Source organism: Pseudomonas sp. MWU13-2517 (genome assembly GCF_023242545.1).
Taxonomy (GTDB): Bacteria; Pseudomonadota; Gammaproteobacteria; order Pseudomonadales; family Pseudomonadaceae; genus Aquipseudomonas.
This window is the reverse complement of record NZ_JALMFA010000005.1, coordinates 137,683-158,498: the sequence shown is the minus strand read 5'-3', so window position 1 is coordinate 158,498 and position 20,816 is coordinate 137,683. Positions and strand designations below refer to the sequence as shown.

Annotated in this window: 16 protein-coding genes; 7 read left to right on the top strand and 9 right to left on the bottom strand. The window is 60.9% G+C overall.

Going from position 1 to position 20,816, the window contains the following annotated elements; translation table 11 throughout:
- Positions 1-331 precede the first annotated feature (331 nt).
- Genes ccoP through ccoN form a run of 4 tightly spaced genes read right to left on the bottom strand, consistent with a single transcriptional unit; the run spans position 332 to position 3,532 of the window.
- Positions 332-1,279: a cytochrome-c oxidase, cbb3-type subunit III gene (gene ccoP / locus M5B97_RS09295; RefSeq protein ID WP_123715467.1), complete on the bottom strand. Its 948-nt coding sequence runs from the start codon at positions 1,277-1,279 to the stop codon at positions 332-334.
- Complete coding sequence (locus M5B97_RS09290; RefSeq protein WP_071483007.1) at positions 1,276-1,476, bottom strand: cbb3-type cytochrome c oxidase subunit 3; 201 nt, start codon at positions 1,474-1,476, stop codon at positions 1,276-1,278. The genes ccoP and M5B97_RS09290 overlap by 4 nt, the downstream gene beginning before the upstream one ends.
- A gap of 3 nt (positions 1,477-1,479) precedes the next feature.
- Complete coding sequence (gene ccoO / locus M5B97_RS09285; RefSeq protein ID WP_123715468.1) at positions 1,480-2,088, bottom strand: cytochrome-c oxidase, cbb3-type subunit II; 609 nt, start codon at positions 2,086-2,088, stop codon at positions 1,480-1,482.
- Positions 2,089-2,098: 10 nt separating this feature from the next.
- Positions 2,099-3,532, bottom strand: coding sequence for a cytochrome-c oxidase, cbb3-type subunit I (gene ccoN, locus M5B97_RS09280; RefSeq protein ID WP_248731325.1), 1,434 nt, complete (start codon positions 3,530-3,532; stop codon positions 2,099-2,101).
- A 79-nt stretch (positions 3,533-3,611) separates the two neighbouring features.
- On the opposite strand from ccoN, the gene M5B97_RS09275 reads away from it, so the two are divergent.
- The gene (locus M5B97_RS09275; RefSeq protein WP_123715470.1) at positions 3,612-4,304 is read left to right on the top strand and encodes an alpha/beta family hydrolase; all 693 of its coding nucleotides are present in this window, start codon (positions 3,612-3,614) and stop codon (positions 4,302-4,304) included.
- Positions 4,305-4,410: 106 nt separating this feature from the next.
- Here the strand turns inward: M5B97_RS09275 and M5B97_RS09270 are convergent, their stop codons facing one another.
- Entirely contained in the window at positions 4,411-5,976 is a 1,566-nt protein-coding gene (locus M5B97_RS09270; protein WP_123715471.1) for a PAS domain-containing methyl-accepting chemotaxis protein, read from the bottom strand.
- 73 nt (positions 5,977-6,049) lie between these two features.
- Positions 6,050-6,841, bottom strand: coding sequence for a CPBP family intramembrane glutamic endopeptidase (locus M5B97_RS09265; RefSeq protein ID WP_248731324.1), 792 nt, complete (start codon positions 6,839-6,841; stop codon positions 6,050-6,052).
- Between the two features lie 416 nt (positions 6,842-7,257).
- Here M5B97_RS09265 and M5B97_RS09260 point away from each other — a divergent pair, with 416 nt between their 5' ends.
- Positions 7,258-8,118 carry a DMT family transporter gene (locus M5B97_RS09260; protein WP_248731323.1) on the top strand — a complete coding sequence of 287 codons (861 nt, stop codon included), beginning with the start codon at positions 7,258-7,260 and terminating at the stop codon, positions 8,116-8,118.
- A 46-nt stretch (positions 8,119-8,164) separates the two neighbouring features.
- On the opposite strand, the gene M5B97_RS09255 is transcribed toward M5B97_RS09260, so the two are convergent.
- Together M5B97_RS09255 and M5B97_RS09250 are read right to left on the bottom strand one after the other, a co-directional pair.
- The gene (locus M5B97_RS09255) at positions 8,165-9,049 is read right to left on the bottom strand and encodes a DMT family transporter (protein WP_248731322.1); all 885 of its coding nucleotides are present in this window, start codon (positions 9,047-9,049) and stop codon (positions 8,165-8,167) included.
- A gap of 51 nt (positions 9,050-9,100) precedes the next feature.
- Positions 9,101-10,726: a methyl-accepting chemotaxis protein gene (locus tag M5B97_RS09250; protein WP_248731321.1), complete on the bottom strand. Its 1,626-nt coding sequence runs from the start codon at positions 10,724-10,726 to the stop codon at positions 9,101-9,103.
- Positions 10,727-11,114: 388 nt separating this feature from the next.
- On the opposite strand from M5B97_RS09250, the gene aceK reads away from it, so the two are divergent.
- From aceK to M5B97_RS09225, 5 genes are all read left to right on the top strand, one after another.
- Entirely contained in the window at positions 11,115-12,824 is a 1,710-nt protein-coding gene (aceK, locus tag M5B97_RS09245; RefSeq protein ID WP_248731320.1) for a bifunctional isocitrate dehydrogenase kinase/phosphatase, read from the top strand.
- Between the two features lie 216 nt (positions 12,825-13,040).
- Entirely contained in the window at positions 13,041-16,952 is a 3,912-nt protein-coding gene (gene hrpA, locus M5B97_RS09240) for an ATP-dependent RNA helicase HrpA (RefSeq protein ID WP_248731319.1), read from the top strand.
- A 331-nt stretch (positions 16,953-17,283) separates the two neighbouring features.
- Positions 17,284-18,405, top strand: a complete 1,122-nt coding sequence (locus tag M5B97_RS09235; protein ID WP_248731318.1) for a beta-ketoacyl-ACP synthase III — start codon at positions 17,284-17,286, stop codon at positions 18,403-18,405.
- A 15-nt stretch (positions 18,406-18,420) separates the two neighbouring features.
- A complete protein-coding gene (locus M5B97_RS09230; protein WP_123715477.1) occupies positions 18,421-19,035 on the top strand; it encodes an RNA polymerase sigma factor in 615 nt (204 codons plus the stop codon).
- On the top strand, positions 19,029-19,262 hold the full coding sequence (locus M5B97_RS09225) for a zf-HC2 domain-containing protein (RefSeq protein WP_123715478.1): 234 nt from the start codon (positions 19,029-19,031) through the stop codon (positions 19,260-19,262). Before M5B97_RS09230 ends, M5B97_RS09225 begins: the two co-directional genes overlap by 7 nt.
- An 83-nt stretch (positions 19,263-19,345) precedes the next feature.
- Here M5B97_RS09225 and M5B97_RS09220 read toward each other — a convergent pair whose 3' ends face one another.
- Complete coding sequence (locus M5B97_RS09220; protein ID WP_123715479.1) at positions 19,346-20,668, bottom strand: putative porin; 1,323 nt, start codon at positions 20,666-20,668, stop codon at positions 19,346-19,348.
- Positions 20,669-20,816: the final 148 nt, after the last annotated feature.

Sequence of the window (20,816 nt, the reverse complement as noted above, 5' to 3'; positions counted from 1 at the left end):
AAAGCTGATCGAGTGGACAAGAAAATTTCAGGGTCGCGACGGTACCCGTTGCGTACGCCAGGATCAGTCCGCTGTGCAAGCAAGCGTAGACCCGAATGGCAGGAGGGGAAAGTTGGTGTGTGGAAGGGTGTGACACTTGGTCGCGTGGCTCGGTCAAGAATGACGATGAACCTGTGACGAGGGAAATTGTTGTTGTTGTGGCGAGGGAGCTTGCTCCCGCTGGGCTGCGAAGCAGCTCCAAAAAAGCCGGCTCCCGCTTCGCTGACGCACGGGAGCAAGCTCCCTCGCCACAGGTAAAGCTGCCGCCCCAGGCCGGGGCGGCAGTCAGGGGTTACTCCGTTTGGCCGTTTGGCGTTGCGCCATCAGTAGTGTGAGACAAGCTATACACATAGGCTGCCAGCAGATGCACCTTGTCATTACCTTGCAATACGTCCTGTGCCGGCATCTGGCCTTGGCGGCCGTGGCGGATGGTCTGCTGCAGTTGCGCCAGGCTGGTGCCGTAGATAAACCCGGCGGGCTCGGTCAGGTTCGGCGCGCCCATGGCTTCCATGCCGTGGCCTTGCGGGCCGTGGCAAGCCACGCACGTGGTGTTGAATGCCGCTTGGCCGGCGGCCAGGTCGGCAGTGCTGTCGGCCGGCAATGGCAGCTTGGCCAGGTCGTGACGCACATAGGCGGCGACGTTTTTCACACCGTCTTCGCCCAATATCTCACCCCAGGCCGGCATCGCCGCGTGGCGACCGTTCAAGATCGTGGTCTTGATCGCCTCGGCTGAACCGCCCCAGCGCCAGATGTTGTCCGCCAGGTTCGGGAAGCCATAGGCGCCCTTGGCATCCGAGCCGTGGCACACCGCGCAGTTGGATGCGAACAGGCGGCCGCCCATTTTCAGCGCTTGCGGGTCTTTGGCGACCTCTTCCACGGGCATCGCCGCGAATTTGGCGAAGATCGGCCCGAACTTGGTGTCAGCCTTGGCTATCTCCTTGTCCCATTCCTTGGCTGACGTCCAGCCGTCTTCATAGCCTGGCAAAACGCCTTTCCAGTTGCCCAGGCCCGGGTAGAGGATCAGGTAGCCGACGGCAAACACCAGGGTGCCGGCGAACAGCATGAACCACCACTGGGGCAGCGGGTTGTCGTATTCCTCGATGCCATCGAAGGCGTGGCCCATCGTCTGGTCGACACTGCCCTTGGTCTCGCCCTTGCGGGTGCCGATCAACAGCCAGGTCAGGCCGATCAGGCTGCCGAGGGTCAGTACGCAGATCCATGTACTCCAAAAGGTGGTCATGGCCGAGTGCTCCTTGTTGCAGGCTCTTCTTGAGCGTCGGATGGAGAAGGTTCATCGGCGAACGGCAGCAGGCGTGCCTGCTCGAATTCCGCATTGCGCCGGTTGTTGAACACCCACAGCGACAAGCCGATAAAGGCGATGGCGACCACCAGTGTGCCGAGGCCGCGGATGGTGCCCGCATCGAATTCAAATCCCATGGCTCACCTCTTGCTCTTGATGGCAGTGCCGAGCACCTGCAGGTACGAAACCAGCGCGTCCATCTCGGTCCTGCCCTTGAGGCTCGCGACGGCGCCACTGATGTCGTCGTCGGTGTATGGCACGCCGAGGGTGCGCATCACTTTCAACTTGGTTTCGGTGTGGCTGCTGTCCACGGGGGCGGTGACCAGCCACGGATAGGCCGGCATTTTCGACTCCGGCACCACGTTGCGCGGGTTGTACAAATGCGCGCGGTGCCAGTCGTCCGAGTAGCGCGCACCGACGCGGGCCAGGTCCGGCCCGGTGCGTTTGGAGCCCCACAGGAACGGATGGTCCCACACGCTCTCACCGGCCACCGAGTAGTGACCGTAGCGCTCGGTCTCGGCGCGGAACGGGCGGATCATCTGCGAGTGGCACTGTACGCAGCCTTCGCGAATGTAGATGTCGCGGCCTTCCAGTTGCAGCGCGGTATAGGGCTTCATGCCTTCGACCGGCTTGTTGGTCACGTCCTGGAAGAACAGCGGGACGATCTGGGTCAGGCCGCCGATGCTCACGGCGAACACCATCAGCAGCATCAGCAGGCCGACGTTCTTTTCAATCGTTTCGTGTTTCATCACTGACTCCTCAGGCCATCTGCGCGGCGGTGGCAGGTTCGGCGGCTTCGACAGCGGGCGCCGAACGCACGGTGCGCCATGTGTTGTAAGCCATCAGCAACATGCCGCTGAGGAACACCGCACCGCCTACCAGCCGCACGATGAAGCCAGGGTGGCTGGCGACCAGGGTCTCGACGAAGGAGTAGGTCAAGGTGCCGTCTTCGTTGACTGCACGCCACATCAGGCCCTGGGCGATGCCGTTGACCCACATCGAGGCGATGTAGAGCACGGTGCCGATGGTGGCCAGCCAGAAGTGCGCATTGATCAGGCCGAGGCTGTACATCTGCTCGCGGCCGAAGACTTTCGGGATCATGTGGTACAACGCGCCGATGGAGATCATTGCCACCCAACCGAGGGCGCCGGCGTGTACGTGGCCGATGGTCCAGTCGGTGTAGTGGGAGAGGGCGTTGACGGTCTTGATGGCCATCATCGGACCTTCGAAGGTCGACATGCCGTAGAACGCCAGGGAGACCACCAGGAAGCGCAGAATCGGGTCGCTGCGCAACTTATGCCAGGCACCCGAGAGGGTCATCATGCCGTTGATCATGCCGCCCCAGCTCGGTGCCAGCAGCACCAGCGACATCACCATGCCCAGGGACTGCGCCCAGTCCGGCAGCGCGGTGTAGTGCAGGTGGTGAGGGCCGGCCCAGATATACAGGGTGATCAGTGCCCAGAAGTGCACGATGGACAAGCGATAGGAGTACACCGGGCGTTCGGCCTGCTTGGGGACGAAGTAGTACATCATCCCGAGGAAACCCGCGGTCAGGAAAAAGCCCACCGCGTTGTGCCCGTACCACCATTGCACCATGGCATCTGTCGCGCCGCCGTAAGCCGAGTAGGACTTGGTCCAGCTCACCGGCAGCGAGGCATGGTTGACGATGTGCAGGATGGCCACGGTGATGATGAAAGCGCCGAAGAACCAGTTGCCGACGTAGATGTGCTTGGTCTTGCGCTTCATCACCGTGCCGAAGAACACGATGCCGTAGGCGACCCAGACGATGGCAATCAAAATGGCGATCGGCCATTCCAGCTCGGCGTATTCCTTGGAGGTGGTGTAGCCCAGCGGCAGGCTGATGGCTGCCAGCACAATTACCAGTTGCCAGCCCCAGAAGCAGAATGCGGCGATTTTCGGTGCGAACAGCTGCGTCTGGCAGGTGCGTTGTACCGAGTAAAAGGAGCTGGCGAACAGTGCGCAGCCGCCGAAGGCGAAGATCACCGCGTTGGTGTGCAGTGGGCGCAAGCGACCGAAGCTGGTCCAGGGCAAATCGAAGTTGAGTGCAGGCCAGACCAATTGGGCGGCGAGAAAAACCCCGAGCCCCATGCCGACGATGCCCCACACCACCGTCATAATGGCGAATTGGCGGACCACCTTGTAGTTATAGGCGGTACTTAAAGTAGTGTTCATGGTTCCCCATCCACGGTTCAACCCAAGCCAATGCGGCACTTGGGCTGGAGTTATAGGCAGACTAAAAAGCGAGGCAAGCATGGGCAAAGAGCACAAGGCCAGTATTGACGGGGATCAATGGGCGCACTGCGTACAGGAGCGCGGCTGGTTGTGGGATGCCGCGAAAGGGGCTACCGCGCGTGAGCCTGTGACCCTGATCCTGGCCCACGGCGCCGGTGCACCGATGGACTCGTCGTTCATGAGCGACATGGCTGCACGCCTTGCCGGGCATGGCGTGAACGTGTTGCGCTTTGAGTTTCCCTACATGGCCCAGCGCCGGGTGGACGGCGGCAAGCGCCCACCGAACCCGGCACCGAAACTGCTGCAGGCGTGGCGTGAGGTGTATGTCGAGGTGCGACGCCATGTCGCTGGGAAACTGGCGATTGGAGGCAAGTCCATGGGCGGACGCATGGCCAGTTTGTTGGCCGATGAGTTGCAGGCAGACGGGCTGGTGTGCCTGGGTTATCCGTTCTATGCGGTGGGCAAGCCGGAAAAACCACGGGTCGAGCACCTGGCGGGGTTGCAGACCGCGACCTTGATTGTGCAGGGCGAGCGCGATGCGCTGGGCAATCGGGATGCGGTCGAGGGGTATGCGTTATCGCCGAGCATCGAGGTGATGTGGCTGGTGGCGGGGGATCATGATTTGAAGCCGTTGAAGGCTTCCGGGTTCACTCATGCGCAGCATCTGGAGGCTGCGGCGGTGCAAGTCGCCAGGTTTCTCGACGGTCTGTAGGACCGAGCTTGCTCGCGAAAAGTCGTCAACGATAACGCTGGTATCTGATACTCAGCGGCGATCTTGAGTTTTTCGCGAGCAAGCTCGCTCCTACAGTGATAGCGATCTACCGGTTAAAGCGCTCTACCAGCGAATACTGGGTATTGGCGGTATGGGTCAGCTCTTCACTCAACTGCGCCGAGTTCAGCGCCTGCTCCGAGGTCTGGTCCGCCAACAGCGCAATGGTGCTGATGTTGCGGCTGATCTCTTCGGCCACCGAGCTTTGCTCCTCGGTGGCGGCAGCGATCTGGGTCGTCATGTCGGTGATATGGGCCACCGCTTCGCTGATACCTACCAGCGCCTGATCCGCCTCCATCACCCGTGCAACACCCTCTTCGGCCTGGCGATGCCCGGCGTCCATGGTTTGTACCGCGGCGCTGGCGGTCTGCTGCAACTTGGCGATCAAGGTGTGGATCTGCCCGGTGGACTCTGCGGTACGTTGGGCCAACTGGCGTACTTCGTCGGCCACTACCGCAAAACCACGGCCCATCTCGCCGGCACGGGCCGCTTCGATGGCGGCGTTGAGTGCCAGCAGGTTGGTCTGGTCGGCGATGCCTTTGATCACATCGACCACGCCGCCGATCTCATCGCTGTCCTTGGCCAGTTGGGTGACGGTCACGCCGGTTTCACCCACCGCGACGGACAGGCGCTGAATCGCCTCGCGGGTTTCCCCGGCGATGTCGCGACCACGGCCGGTCAGGCGATTGGCTTCCTGGGTGGCGTCGGCAGTGCGCTGTACATGGCTGGCCACTTCCTGGGTGGTCGCCGCCATCTGGTTGACGGCGGTGGCTACCTGCTCGGTTTCCACGCGTTGGCGTTCCAGGCCGCTGGAGCTGTTATGCGCCAGCGTATTGGACTGGGCGGCCTGGGCGTTGAGGTGTTCGGCGGTGTCCTGCAGGCGTGTGAGGCAGGTCTTCAGGCGTGCTTCCTGGCTGAGGATCGACATCTCCAACCGCGCCTGTGAGCCGCGGCTGTCGGTGTACATCTGCGCGATCAACGGGTCGGACGTGGTCTGCTCGGCCAGGCGCATCAGGCGCTTGAGGCCGCGCTGTTGCCAGCTCAGGCCCAGCAGGCCGAGTGGCACCGACAGCCCTGCCGCCAGGGCAAAGCCCCAGTGGGAGTTGAGCGACGCACCGATCATGAAGCTCAACTGGCTGATCAGGATAAATGGCAGCCAGTCCTGTAGCACCGGCAGCCATTTGTCCCGCTGAGGCACGGCGGACTTGCCCTGGTTGATGCGTTGGTAGAGCGCTTCGGCCCGGCGGATCTGCTCGGCGGTGGGTTTGACGCGCACCGATTCGTAGCCGATTACCTGGTTGCCATCGAAGATCGGCGTTACATAGGCGTTAACCCAGTAATGGTCGCCGGTCTTGCAGCGGTTCTTGACAATGCCCATCCATGGCAAGCCTTGTTTGAGCGTTGACCACATATGCCCGAACACCGCAGCCGGAACATCCGGGTGACGCACCAGGTTGTGCGGGGCGCGGAGCAGTTCGTCGCGGGAGAACCCACTGATTTCGACGAAAGCGTCGTTGCAGTAGGTGATGACTCCTTTGGCATCTGTGGTGGAGATCAACCGTTGCTGAGCGGGGAAGGTACGTTCGCGCTGTGTAACGGGTTGGTTATTACGCATGATTGTTCAATCCGCAAGGCTTTCAGGGGTTATCGACCGCCGCAGGCTTTTATTTAACTTATTTTTGCAACAATCAGCCCGCCAGCATCGGATAGGTAAACAACCCGAAGTGAAGCAGATTCAAGCCAAAATGCGTGCCGATTGCGGCGCCCAAGCCACCAAATCGATAGGCCAGGCCATAACCGGCGCCGGCGATGGACGCCAACAGCACCCACTGCCAGTCCGCGCCCAGGTGCACCAGGCCGAACAATAGCGAGGCCAGCAACAGCGCGAGATTTTCGCCGTAGGGCAGGTGCTTGAAGCGTCGGCTCAGGCCACTCTGGATGTAGCCCCGGAACAGCGCTTCCTCCACCAGGGTCACCAGCAGCAGGTTGTTGAGTACCCACAGCCACGCCTGTTCAGGCCACTTCGGCGCCCAACTGATGATCCCCAGCAACGCGGCTCCACCCAGCGCGGCGACCGCGGTCAGGACCAGGGCCAGGGCGGTGACGCAGATCGACAGGCGCAGCGAACGCCGCGCCACGATCCATGGGCAGGCCAGCAATAGCCAGAAGCCGATCAGGGGTTTGTCCTGGTTCAGGTACATCGAGAAGGGGACTGCATCGGCGGTGAACCGCTGCGGGGCGATGCCGCGTCCATTGTAGAAACCCGGCAGCCAATGCATGGCCAGGCCCAGGGCCAGCACTATGAACAGACCGTGGCCGAGGTAGCGTGCCCAAGGGGTGCGTTGCTGGCGCACGGCGTATCCGGCGATCAGCAGCAGGGCGACCGAGACGACCGCCAGCAGGCCCAGTTGCCCGTAGGCCAGGGCCAGTACGTAGCCGATGGAAAGAAGCGCCAGGTACAGCCAGGGCAGAGTGATCATGGGAAATCCTTGAAAAAAACCGGGCGCATTATAACGGTCGCCAGTCTTGGCAGGCATGAAAACTCCTCCACACAAAAGCGCCGACGAGGTGATTGCAAAATGTGTTTGCGGCTGGTTATAGTCGGTGCGTCTTTATCCCTTCAAAAGATCAGCACATGCCAGCTTCCCCACGCACAGCGGTAGTCGATTCAGCGGTCAACGCTGTGGTCGTGCCGTGCGGGAACAAACAGCCTGTGCAGATCAGTCATTACCCTCCACCTGTCAGCAGCACGCCGGTGTACGCAGTCGTATCACCGCCGGGTGTTGGCATCGCGGGCTGATCAGCCGATCGCTGTTCCCCTCTGCCCGCCTGAAAAAAACCAATGAACTTCAGCCTTTGCTGAGTCGGCTTTTTTGCCTGATTACAGGTGGTAATCATGTCTGTTCTTTCGAAACAATCCGTGGCCGCGGCGGCCTCGACGAGCCTGTTTGTGCTGCTGTGGAGCAGCGGAGCGATTTTCTCCAAGTTGGGCTTGGCCCATTCATCGCCCTTTGCCTTTCTGTTGATCCGTTTTGCCATTGCCCTGCTGGGGCTGATACTGCTGATCCCTGTTCTCAAACTGAAACTGCCGCGTCCCGGCAAGCCGCTGTGGTACGCGGTGGCAACCGGGCTGGTGCTGCTGGGCGCGTACCAGATTTTCTATCTGCTGGCGCTGGACCTCAAAGTCACCCCGGGCGTGATGGCAACCCTCATGGGGGTGCAGCCGATCCTCACCGTGGTGCTGATAGAACGTCAACGTTCATTCAGCCGGATGTTCGGCCTGGGCCTGGGGTTGGCGGGGCTGATCATGGTGGTCTACCAAGGTATTGGCTTGTCCGGCATGTCGCTGGCGGGGATGCTGTTCGGGCTGCTGGCGCTGGCGAGCATGACGTTTGGCTCGATCATGCAAAAGCGCATCACCGACAACCCTCTGGGCACGTTGCCGGTGCAGTACCTGGCGGGCTTGTTGCTGTGCGCGGCGTTTGTACCGTTCCAGCCATTCCACTATGAACACGAGGCCGGCTTTTACTTGCCGGTGCTGTGGATGGGGTTGGTGGTGTCGTTGTTGGCGACGCTGTTGCTGTATCGCCTGATCGCCCGGGGCAACCTGGTGAATGTCACCAGTCTGTTTTACCTGGTGCCGGCGGTGACGGCGGTCATGGACTACCTGATCTTCGGCAACACGCTCGCGTTGTTGAGCGTGTTGGGCATGGGCTTGATCATCGTCGGTCTGGTCTTCGTCTTCCGCAAGAACTGATGCGGGTCTGCAGTGAGCGGGCAAGCCCGCTCACAGCATGATTCGTTCACGGTTTTTTCGGCCGCAGTACCAGCCACAACGCCCCGGCGATCAATATCCCGCCATACAGATGCGCCATCGACAGCGGCTCATCCAGCAGCAATGCTCCCCACAACACTCCGAACGGGGGAATCATGAAGGTCACGGTCATCGACTTCACCGGCCCGATGGACGACAGCAGGCGGAAGTACAGGATGTAGGCAAATGCCGTACACACCAGCCCCAACCCGAGTAACGACAACCAGACCTGCCAGCCGCCCCAACTTGCCGGTGGATGGCTGATTGCGCTGTAGGCGAACAACGGCAGCAGAAACAGCGTGGCCCCGAGCATGCTGCCCAATGCTGCGAGTCGACTGTCCAGCCCGCCACGCTGATCCAGCCAGCGTCGCGCCAGGAAACCGGCAAAGCCATAGCAGGTGGTCGCAAGCAGACAGGCCAACGCCCCCATCAATAATTCCAGGTCAAACGCTACCGGCCCGGCGCGTGTCAGCACGCCCACGCCTAGCAGACCCAGGCTGACACCGGCGATTTTTGACGGTGTCAGCCGTTCGCTGAAGAACAGCCCGCCGATCAGCACGCCCATCAGCGGCGTGGTGGCATTGAAGATCGCCGAATAGCCCGCCGGCAATACCTGGGCCGCCACCGAGTACATCGTCGCGGGTATCCCGGAGTTGATCACACCCAGCAGCAGGACGGTCTTGAACTTGCCCTGGAAGTCCCAGCTCACGCGCATCATCGACAAGATCACCAGCAAGCCCGCGGCGGCGATCGACACGCGAAAGAACGCGGTCGGCACAGTACCGATCTCCGGCGCGATGATGCGCATGAACAGGAAGCTGGCCCCCCAGATGGCGGCCAGCCCCAGCAGGTACAGGGTGTCGACAGGTCTCACGGAACACTCCTACGTCAAAAGGCGGCGAGTGTTGCATGAGACCGTGGCGAATTACACGACAAACCGCGTGACCAAACCGTTGAGGTCCACTGCCAGGCGTGACAGCTCCTGGCTGGCCGCCGAGGTCTGAGTGGCGCCGGCGGCGGTTTGGGTAGACAGGTCGCGGATATTGACCAGGCTGCGGTCCACATCGCGTGCCACCAGCGCTTGCTGCTCGGCGGCACTGGCGATCACCAGGTTACGCTGACTGATCTGTGAGATGGCGGCAGTGATTTTCTCCAGTGCGCTGCCGGCGCTGTTGGCCCGTTGCAGGGTCTGGCTCGCGTGTTCGGCGCTGCTGTTCAGGGCGTCGACGGTACCCTGGGTGCCTTGCTGGATGCCGATGATCATCTGCTCGATTTCTTCGGTGGAATCCTGGGTGCGCTGCGCCAGGGAGCGGACTTCATCAGCCACTACCGCAAATCCGCGCCCGGCCTCGCCGGCACGTGCCGCTTCAATGGCGGCATTGAGTGCCAGCAGGTTGGTCTGTGCGGCGATGCCACGGATCACTTCCAGCACCTTGCTGATGTCTTGAGCCTGTACCGCGAGGCTCTCGGCATTGTTCGAGGCACCGAGCACTTCGTCGACCAGGTTCTGGATCGAGCTGATGGTTTCGCTGATCTGGTAATGACCGTGCTTGCTGTCTTCGTCCGACGCCTTGGACGCCTCGGCGCTGGACACCGCGTTGCCTGCCACTTCGTCCACGGCTGCGCTCATTTGCGTTACCGCGGTGGCGGCCTGTTCGATCTCGTCGTTCTGCGCCTGCAGGCCACGCGTGCTTTGTTCCATCACCGAGCTCATCTCTTCGGCGGCCGATGCCAGTTGTCGTGCCGATTCGCTGATGCCACGGATGGTGCCCTGCAACTGCGCCTGCATGGTGGCCAGCGCCTCGAGCAATTGGGCGGGCTCGTCCCTGCCGCTGACGGTGATCGGTTGACTCAAGTTGCCGCCGGCGATATTGCGCGCCACGGCCAGCGCCTGGTCGAGCGGGGCGGTGATGCTGCGGGTCAGCAGCCACGCCAGCACTAAGGTGATGATCAACGCTGACACGATGATCAGGCCGACAATCCACTGCGCGGTGAAATAGGTCTGCGCGGAGACGTCCACTGCGGTTTCCACGCCGCTTTGGTTGAAGGTGATCAGGTCTTCCAGGCTCTTGTTGAGGATCACACCTTGCGGTGCGAGGCGGCTGTTGAGCAGGTCGATGGCATCCTGTTGCTGATCCTTGTCCACCAGGGCAACGATCTGGCCGACCAGGGCCAGATAAACATTCACGTTATCTTCGAGCCGCTTGAGCATGTCGCGCTCTTCATCGCCGCTGAGCAGGCTCTTGTGATGGTCCAGCAGGGTTTGCAGCTCGCTGCGCTGGCGCGTGATCAGGGCTTTGCTGTTGTCACGGATGCGTGATTCGTCGGTGGTCGCAAGGCGTAGGGCCTCCAGGCGGATACTGGCGATTAGAGACGCGCTGTCATGGATGTTCTCGATGCTTGGCATCCACGACGCTTCGATGACCTGCGCGTTTTGCCGCAATGTGGCCATCTGGCCCAGTGCGAACATCCCGACAATCACCAGCAAGCCGGCCAACACCCCAAAACTCAGACTGGCACGTAGACCGATCCGCATATTCCTCAATGACATCTTAATGCTCCTTGGGCGATTAGAACCTGTTCCCGGATCGGTCTTCTGACCTTGTTAGGGTGGGAGAAGGGAGCGCTGTATATCAAAGTGCCATCAATGTCGTAATAAGGGTTTCCCTTACGTTGTACCCGCTTGGTACAAAGGCTTTCACTTGCGGTGCGGCGTGTTTTTGCCGCGCATAAACGCCAGGCGCCGCCGTTGCTGGCCTATAGCGCGGAGTACGCACTGCGCCAGGGGCATTTATTGACTGCATGGTCGAGTTATAAAAATTGAAAACAAATGTACAAATTGAATAAAGCTGCACGGCTGGGCGGGAAAATCGTGCTTCTCCTGCCTCTGTTCACTGGCTAAGCTCAGGGCTCCCAGACGTCCGTTCGAGGTTTCCCGCATGTCGCAGCACGCCCTCGCAATCGCCCAGATGATCCTCGACGGCTTTGACGATTACCGTGAGCACTTCCGTCGTATCACCGATGGCGCCCGCGAGCGTTTCGAAAAGGCTCAGTGGCAGCAAGGGCAGGCGGCGTCGGCGGCGCGTATCAACCTGTATGAGGAAAAAGTGGGCGAAGTCACCGCGCGCCTGCGGGCCGGTTTCGAGGCGGCGCAACTGCTGGAGGTGGACCTGTGGCCCCTGGTCAAGAGTGCCTACATCGGCCTGATCGACCTGCGCTTCGATGATGAACTGTCGGAGACCTGGTACAACTCGATCTTCTGCGGCCTGTTCAGCCATGACCTGATCAGCGACGGCTGCATGTTCATCCACACCACGCGTCCAAGCTTGCGCCGGGCGCGATCGGCGCAAACGCGGTTGTACACGCCGGCAGGCAAAATCGCAGAGATGCTTGCGCAGATCTTTGCCGACTACAGCTTCAGCGAACCTTACGCCGACCTGCCCGCCGACCTGCGCCGCCTGGAAGCCCAACTGCGCGAAAACCTGCCGGACTGGGTGTGCAAAGACCCGGACTTGAGCGTCGAGCTGTTTTCCTCGGTGCTCTACCGTAATAAAGGCGCCTATCTGGTCGGCCGTCTCTACACGCGCGACGAACAGTGGCCGCTGGTGATTCCGTTATTGCACCGCGAAGGGCGCGGCATCCGGATCGATGCGCTGATCACCGACGAAGCCGAGGTGTCGATCATCTTCTCGTTCACCCGTTCCTACTTCATGGTCGATGTGCCGGTACCGGCGGAGTTCATCGGCTTTCTCAAGCGCATCCTGCCCGGCAAACACATCGCCGAGCTGTACACCTCCATTGGCTTCTACAAACACGGCAAGTCGGAGTTCTATCGTGCCCTGATCAATCACCTGGCGACCACCGACGACCGGTTCATCATGGCGCCCGGCGTGCGCGGCATGGTCATGAGCGTGTTTACCCTGCCGGGCTTCAACACCGTGTTCAAGATCATCAAGGACCGTTTTTCGCCCTCGAAAAACGTCAACCGCGCCACGGTGATCGAGAAATACCGCCTGGTCAAAAGCGTCGACCGGGTAGGGCGCATGGCCGACACCCAGGAGTTTGCCGATTTCCGTTTTCCCCTGAGCAAGTTCGAGCCCGCGTGCCTGGCCGAGCTGCTGGAAGTCGCTGCGGGCACCGTCGAAGTGGAAGGCGACACCGTGCTCATCCGCCACTGCTGGACTGAACGGCGCATGACCCCACTCAACCTCTACCTCGACAACGCCAACCCTGCGCAGGTGCGCGAAGCGCTGGAAGACTACGGCCTGGCGATCAAACAACTGGCGGCGGCCAATATCTTCCCCGGCGACATGTTGCTGAAGAACTTTGGCGTCACCCGCCACGGTCGCGTGGTGTTCTATGACTATGACGAAATCTGCTTTCTCACGGAGGCCAATTTCCGCCACATCCCGCCGCCGCGCACCCCCGAGGATGAAATGGCCTCGGAGCCGTGGTATTCCATCGGCCCGCTGGATGTATTCCCCGAAGAATTTCCGCCGTTCCTGTTTGCCGACGCCGCCCAGCGCAGGCTGTTCGATGAGCTGCACGGCGAGTTGTACGACGCCGATTACTGGAAGGGCCTGCAGGAAGCCATTCGCGCGGGCAAGGTCATCGATGTATTTCCTTATAGGAGGAAGGAGCAGCCCTAAGCTTCAAGCTTCAAGCGGCAAGTAAAAGCGGATCGGCCCTGACTTGCGGCTTGAGGCTCGCCGCTCGCCGCTGCTTTCTTGCGACCTGCAGCCATAAGCTTCAAGCCTCAAGTAGAAGCAGATCCGCTTTTACTTGCCGCTTGAAGCTTGCCGCTCACCACTGCTTTTCTGCCACAATCCGCCCCCACGCATAAACAGACGACCCCAACGCACCTGATGACTGACCAAGCGCCCACTATCGATCAACTGCTCAAGACCCTCGACCACGCCATGCTCGCCGACCGCCACCGCTTGCGGCGGCAGTTGCTTGAGTTGCGCAAGAAGCCCGACGAGGAAAAGCTGGCGCAGTGGGTTGCGCGGATGCAGGCGTCTTGTGCCCAGGTCACGGCGCGGCGGGCCAGCCTGCCGGTGATTCGCTATGACGACAGCCTGCCGATTGCGGCCAAGCGCGATGAAATCAAAGCGGCGTTGAACAAGCATCAGGTGCTGATCATTGCCGGTGAAACCGGTTCGGGTAAAACCACCCAGTTACCGAAGATCTGCCTGGAAATCGGTCGCGGCCAGTATGGCCTGATCGGGCATACCCAGCCGCGCCGGATCGCCGCGCGCAGCGTGGCCACCCGCGTCGCCGAGGAGCTGGCTACGCCGTTGGGAGCGTTGGTGGGTTATCAGGTGCGCTTTGAAGACCAGAGCGACTCCAACACCCTGATCAAGCTGATGACCGACGGTATCCTGCTGGCGGAAACCCAGAACGACCGCTACCTCGAACGCTATGACACGATCATCGTCGACGAAGCCCACGAGCGCAGCCTGAACATCGACTTCCTGCTCGGCTACTTGAAAACACTGTTGCCGCGTCGTCCCGACCTGAAGGTGATCATCACGTCGGCGACCATCGACCTGGAGCGCTTTTCCAAGCACTTCGACGATGCGCCGATTGTCGAGGTGTCGGGTCGCACTTTTCCGGTGGAAACCTGGTACCGCCCGCTGACCCTGGAACAGGACGAGGAGGGCAATCGCGTCGAGGATGACTTGACCGTCGATCAGGCGATCCTCGCCACCCTCGATGAAATCGCGGCCTATGAACGCAGTGAGCGGCGCAGCCCAGGCGATGTACTGGTGTTTCTGCCGGGCGAGCGCGAGATTCGCGATGCCGCCGAGATGCTGCGCAAGGCACAGCTCAAACACACCGAAATACTGCCGTTGTATGCGCGTCTGTCGCCGGCCGAGCAGCAACGGATTTTCCAGTCGCACCCAGGTCGGCGTGTGGTACTGGCGACCAACGTCGCGGAAACCTCGCTGACGGTGCCGGGCATTCGTTACGTTATCGACAGCGGCACCGCGCGCATCAGCCGTTACAGCTACCGCGCCAAGGTGCAGCGCCTGCCGATCGAGGCGATTTCCCAGGCCAGCGCCAACCAGCGTAAAGGCCGCTGCGGCCGGGTCGAGCCGGGCATTTGCGTACGCTTGTACAGTGAAGAAGACTTTATCGGTCGTCCGGAATTTACCGACCCGGAAATCCTGCGCACCAACCTGGCTGCCGTGATCCTGCAGATGCTGCACCTGCGCCTGGGTGAAATCACCGACTTTCCGTTTATCGAACCGCCGGATGGCAAGGCCATCAGCGACGGTTTCAATCTGCTGCAAGAGCTTTCGGCGGTTGACCGCAACAGCCAGCTCACACCGCTGGGTCGCCAGTTGGCGCGCCTGCCGGTAGACCCGCGTATGGGACGCATGCTGCTGGAAGCCGCCAAGCTCGGCAGCTTGCAGGAAGTGCTGATCGTTGCCAGCGCGATGTCGATCCAGGACCCGCGCGAGCGCCCGCCGGAGCGTCAACAGGCCGCCGACCAGGCCCACGCACAGTGGAAGGATGCCGATTCGGACTTCGCCGGGTTGGTCAATCTGTGGCGCGGCTTTGAAGAACAACGCCAGGCGCTGACCGCCGGCCCGTTGCGCAACTGGTGTCGCAAGAACTTCCTCAATTACCTGCGCTTGCGGGAGTGGCGTGACTCCCATCGCCAGTTGAGCCTGATCTGCCGCGACATGCAGTTGGCCATCAACCAGGATCCGGCGGACTACCCGAAGCTGCACAAAGCGGTGCTGTCCGGCCTGCTCAGCCAGATTGGCCAGAAGACCGAGGACGGCGACTACCTGGGCGCGCGTCAGCGGCGTTTCTGGATTCACCCGTCCTCGGGCATCGGCAAAAAGCGCCCGCAATGGCTGATGACGGCCGAACTGGTGGAAACCACCAAGTTGTATGCGCGCATGGTGGCGAAGATCGATGCCGATTGGATCGAACCGCTGGCCGGGCATTTGATCAAGAAAAACCACTTCGAACCCCATTGGGAGAAGAAGCGTGGCCAGGTGGTGGCATTTGAGCAGATCACCCTGTTCGGGCTGATTGTGGTCGGGCGCCGGCCGGTGCATTACGGCCCGATCGATCCCGTGGTGTCGCGCGAGCTGTTTATCCGCGAAGGTCTGGTGCGTGGCGAGATTCAGTCGCGCGCCAGGTGCCTGACGGCCAACCAACAGTTGCTGGAGCAGCTCGACGAACTGGAAGCCAAGGCCCGCCGTCGCGACATCCTGGCCGACGAGGAAACCCTCTACGCCTTCTACGACGCGCGCCTGCCGGCGGAGATCCACCAGACTGCGACCTTCGACAGCTGGTACAAGGTCAACAGCCAGAAAAACCCGCAGCTGCTGATCATGCGCGAAGAAGACGTGCTGGCGCGCGAGGCCAGTGAAGTCACCGCCGCGCATTACCCGGACACCCTGCACCTGGGCGACCTGGCCCTGACCCTGAGTTACCACTTCGAACCCAACCACCCGCGTGACGGTGTGACCCTGCGTGTGCCGGCACCGCTGCTGCCGGCCTTGCCCCCGGAGCGCCTGGAGTGGCTGGTGCCGGGGGTGATCGAAGCCAAAAGCATTGCGCTGGTGCGTAATTTGCGCAAGGCACTGCGCAAGAACTTTGTTCCGGTGCCGGATTTCGTCAAGGCCGCGCTGCAGCGCATCGAATTTGGCCAGGGTTCGCTGCCCCAGGCGCTGGGGCGCGAATTACTGCGCATGACCGGCGCACGGGTCAGCGATGAAGCCTGGGCGGAAGCGTCGCAGCAAGTGGAAAACCACTTGAAGATGAACCTCGAAGTGGTCGATGGCGAGGGCAAGTTCCTGGGTGAAGGCCGCGACCTCGCAGAGCTGACCGCACGCTTTGCGCAAGCCAGCCAGGCCGCATTGGCGGTGCCGCAAACAGCGAAAAGCCAGCAACCGGTGCAAGCCAAGGCGTTTGCGGCGGTGGCCGAGAAAACCCAGCAAAACATCGCCGGCTTGTCGATGACGGTTTACCCGGCGTTGGTGGAGGAAAATGGCACGGTCAAGGAAGGACGTTTCTCCACCGTCGCCGAGGCCGAGTTCCAGCACCGTCGTGCTTTGCAGCGCCTGCTGATGCAGCAATTGGCGGAGCCGGCGAAATTCCTGCGCGGTAAGCTGCCCGGGTTGACCGAGCTGGGCTTGATGTACCGCGAACTGGGGCGCGTTGACGGATTGGTGGAAGACATTCTGCTGGCCAGCCTCGATACCTGCGTGCTGGAAGGCGAAGCCAGCCTGCCTCGTGATGGCGCGGGCCTGGCCGCCCTGGCCGAGCGCAAGCGCGGTCATTGGACCGAACATGCCGAGCGCCTGGCGCGCCTGACCCTGGAGGTGCTGAAGCTCTGGCATGGGTTGCAGAAGCGCTTCAAAGGCAAGATCGACCTGGCCCAGGCCGTGGCCCTGAACGATATCAAGCAGCAACTGAGCCATCTGGTGTATCCCGGTTTTGTCCGGGAAACCCCGGCGCAGTGGTTCAAGGAGTTGCCGCGTTTTCTCAAGGCCATCGAGCTGCGCCTGGAGAAATTGCCGAGCCAGGTGCAAAAAGACCGTGTGTGGAGCGCCGAGCTGAGCGGCCTTTGGCTGCAGTACCAGAACCGCCTGAACAAACATGCCCAGGAAGGTAAGCGCGACCCGCAGCTGGAGCTCTATCGCTGGTGGTTGGAGGAATACAGGGTGTCGTTGTTTGCCCAGCAGTTGGGTACCAAGGTGCCCATTTCCGACAAGCGCCTGAGCAAACAGTGGAGCCTGGTAGAGCCCTGATCTCGAAAACCGGGTCGGTTCAAATAGGGGAGGTGGCGGGTTCCCGATAGCGACGTGCCGGCCAATGGATCTGCACCCGGAATACCGCTATCGGCAGCGGGCCATCTCCCGCATTAACAAGGTGTTGGTCCGGGATGTGGCGCCAAATCCTGGGGTTTGTGGCAAACTTCGTCGTTATAAATGCCGGAGTCGTCGTGATGAGCTGATGTACAGCCACGGCACGATGGAATAAAGCGTTGCCAGTTTGATGTCCGCCGCGCGGAATCGGACTACTTATAGTTTGGTACGACGGTACCAATATCTTCTGCCTGACAGATTTAGAGGAACGACCGTGCATAACGTCGTCATCAGCGGCACTGGCCTGTACACCCCGGCCAACAGCATCTCCAACGAAGAGCTGGTGCAGTCTTTCAATGCTTACGTGCAACAGTTCAACAGCGACAATGCCGCTGCTATCGAGCGCGGCGATGTGCAGGCGCTGACCGAGTCGAGCGCGGCTTTCATTGAAAAGGCGTCGGGCATCAAGAGCCGCTTCGTGATGGACAAGGACGGTATCCTTGATCCACAGCGCATGGCCCCACGCCTGCCTGAGCGCAGCAATGACGAGTGGTCGGTGCTGTGCCAGATGGCCGTGGGTGCCGCCGAACAGGCCCTCCAGCGCGCAGGCAAGACTGCCGCGGACATCGACGGGGTGATCGTTGCCTGCTCCAATCTGCAACGCGCGTACCCCGCCATTGCCATTGAGGTCCAGGCCGCACTGGGCATCGAGGGGTTCGGTTTCGACATGAACGTGGCGTGTTCCTCGGCCACCTTCGGTATCCAGAACGCCGCCAACAGCATCCAATTGGGCCAGGCGCGGGCGATCCTGATGGTCAACCCGGAAGTCTGCACCGGCCACCTGAACTTCCGCGACCGTGACAGCCATTTCATTTTTGGTGATGCGGCCACTGCGGTGGTCCTTGAGCGCGCTGACCTGGCGACCTCCAAGCATCAGTTCGATGTGGTGAGCACCAAGCTGCTGACCAAATTTTCCAACAACATCCGCAACAACTTCGGCTTTCTCAACCGCACGGCGGAAGAGGGCATCGGCGCACCCGATAAGCTATTCGTGCAGGAAGGTCGCAAGGTGTTCCGCGATGTCTGCCCGATGGTTGCCGAATTGATCAGTGCACACTTGGCGGAAAACCAGCTGAACGTCACAGACGTGAAGCGCTTCTGGTTGCATCAGGCCAACCTGAGCATGAACCACCTGATCGTGAAGAAACTGTTGGGCCGCGAAGCCACGGTGGAAGAAGCCCCGGTCATTCTCGACACCTACGCCAACACCAGTTCGGCGGGTTCGGTGATCGCGTTTCATACTTACCAAGACGACCTGGCCAAGGGTTCCGTGGCGGTGCTCAGCTCGTTTGGCGCTGGGTACTCCATCGGCAGCGTGATCCTGCGCAAGCGATAAACATCGAGGTTTTGCATGGCCGCAGCGGACGACGCGCACCTGCTTGAACGACTGCTCAAGGGTGAGCAGCGGGCCTACAAGGAATTGGTCACCACCTACCAGAGCGCAATGCGGGCGGTGGCCTACGCCATCGTCGGCCAGCGCCACGCCGATGAAGTGGTACAGGACGCCTGGTTGTCGGTGGTGCGCAACCTGGCCAAGTTCGAAGGGCGTTCCAGCCTCAAGACCTGGCTGCTGACCATCACTGCCAACGCGGCCAAAGGCCGCTACAAACAGAACCGCCGTGAAGTCTTGCTCGACGATCTGCCTTCACCCCACGGCACCATCGGTGATGATCGTTTCGTACCCGACGACGGCCATTGGGCCGTCGCTCCTTACGCCTGGCATCAAGACACCCCGGAAGCCTTGCTGACCGAGGATGAACTGCGCAAATGCCTGGAGCATACGATTCTGAGTTTGTCGGAGTTGCAAAACAGCGTGCTGATGCTGCGCGAACGCCAGGGCCTGGAGCTGGAGGAGATTTGTAATCTTCTGTCCCTCACGCTCTCCAATGTCCGTGTGCTGTTGCATCGGGCACGGCTTAAAGTCTTCGCCACGGTGGAGCATTTTGAGGAAACCGGCGAATGTTGACCTGTAAAGAACAAGTGGCGCGGTCCAGTGACTACCTCGACGGGCAACTGACCTTTCGCGAGCGCCTGATGGTGCGTCATCACTTGATGTTCTGCCCCAACTGCCGACGCTTTATCCGTCAGATGCGCTTGATGCAGGCGACGTTGAAGATCATGCCCGAAGAACCGGTAAAAGATGCTGATGCGTTGGCTGAACGGCTGGCTGCCGAACGGCTGAAAGGTGGATAGAAGCAGCTTCAAGCGGCAAGCTTGAAGCTGCAAGTCACGTGCTCTTGCTTGAAGCTTGCCGCTCGAAGCTTGCCGCTGCCCCCCTAGAACTTCGCTTCAGCATCCAGCTGCAAGGTGTTGGTGTTGGCATCACGCTGGGTGCGGCTGGCGTAGTCGGCCTTGGTCAGGAAGTACGTGGCGCCGAGGGCGAAGTTCTTGTCGATATCGTAGCTGACCTTGAACTTGTGCCCACGCGAGCCGGTGGTGCCGTTGGCAAAGTCCGAGTCGGTGAAGGCGCCAACGACAGCATCACGTTGGGTATCGCGGTAGTTGTAGTCCAGGTTGAAACCGAACACCTTGGACTTGGCGCCCAGCAACCATGCGGTGTCCTGGTCGGTCACGGCATCGTTGTTTTTCACGTACTGGCCATAAAACGCCAGCGGCACGGCCAGGCCGCCGATATCGGCCTGGGCAAAGCCTTCATACAGGCGGAATTGGTTGTCGGCCGAGTTGCCGTTGACCGCCAGTGCGCAAGGCGTGGTGGTTGTGGTGCAGCGGCTGTCCTTATCGTTCTGGTAGGCGTAGACGCTGCCGCCCAGGGTCATTTTCAGGTTGTCGGTGACCGAGAAACGCGTACCCAACTGACCTGACGTCAGGCGCAGGTCATGGCGGAACTGCACGCCGTCGCCATCTACGTTGTCCTTGAGGTTGTAGTTACCGATGCTGCCAAACAGTTCGGCGCTGCTCCCCAGCGGGTATTTGTAGGTCAGTGCCAGACCTTCCGGGTTGATGTCGCTATCCCAGATCACATCGCCCATGTTTACCCATGGCTGGAGCATCTTGCCGCCGATCACGTGCAGGTTCTTGATCTGGTCCGGGTGGTAGTCGATGTAGCCGAGGTCCAGCCAGATCGACTTCTTGTCGAAGTAGTTGTCCTGGTCCTGGTTGGTGGAGCGGGCATCGTCGTTGCTGCCGGTGGCGATGCGGATGCCGGTGTCCACTTGGGAGTTGATTTCGGTGTAGGCACCCAGGCGCGCGCGGATGCGCTGGCGGTCTTTGTCACGGCCGCCGTTGTTGGATTCACCCTGGATCTTCACGGTTTCCTGACGGAAGCGCACGTCACCCTTGAGTTGGGTGCGCGCAGCCCAGGCCAGCTTCTGGTCGAAGACGCTCAGATCGTTGGTTTTTTTCGCGGTGGCCGCGATCTGCTCGTTGGTCTCTTGTTGAGCTTGCTGTGCGATCTGCTTTTCTTTCTGGTCTTTGGCCAATTCCGCTTGCAGTTCGGTGTACTGCGCAGCAGTGATCTGGCCGTTGGCCTTGAGCATGTCGAGCAGTTTAGCGTCGACTGCAGCGCTGGCTGGAATGCTCAGGGCCATCAGCAGGCCGCCGCACAGGACCGCCGCAGTTTTAGTGGAAGCAAGACGCATATCAATCTCCGAAAGTGAGGAGGGATGGCAAACCATCCAGGACACAACCGACCGATGACGGACGGAAAATAGCCGCCCTATAGAACCGGGCGCTCTAAAAACAGGCGTCAGTATTGCGATCGTTTATGACGCGGTAGTGGCGAAGTGA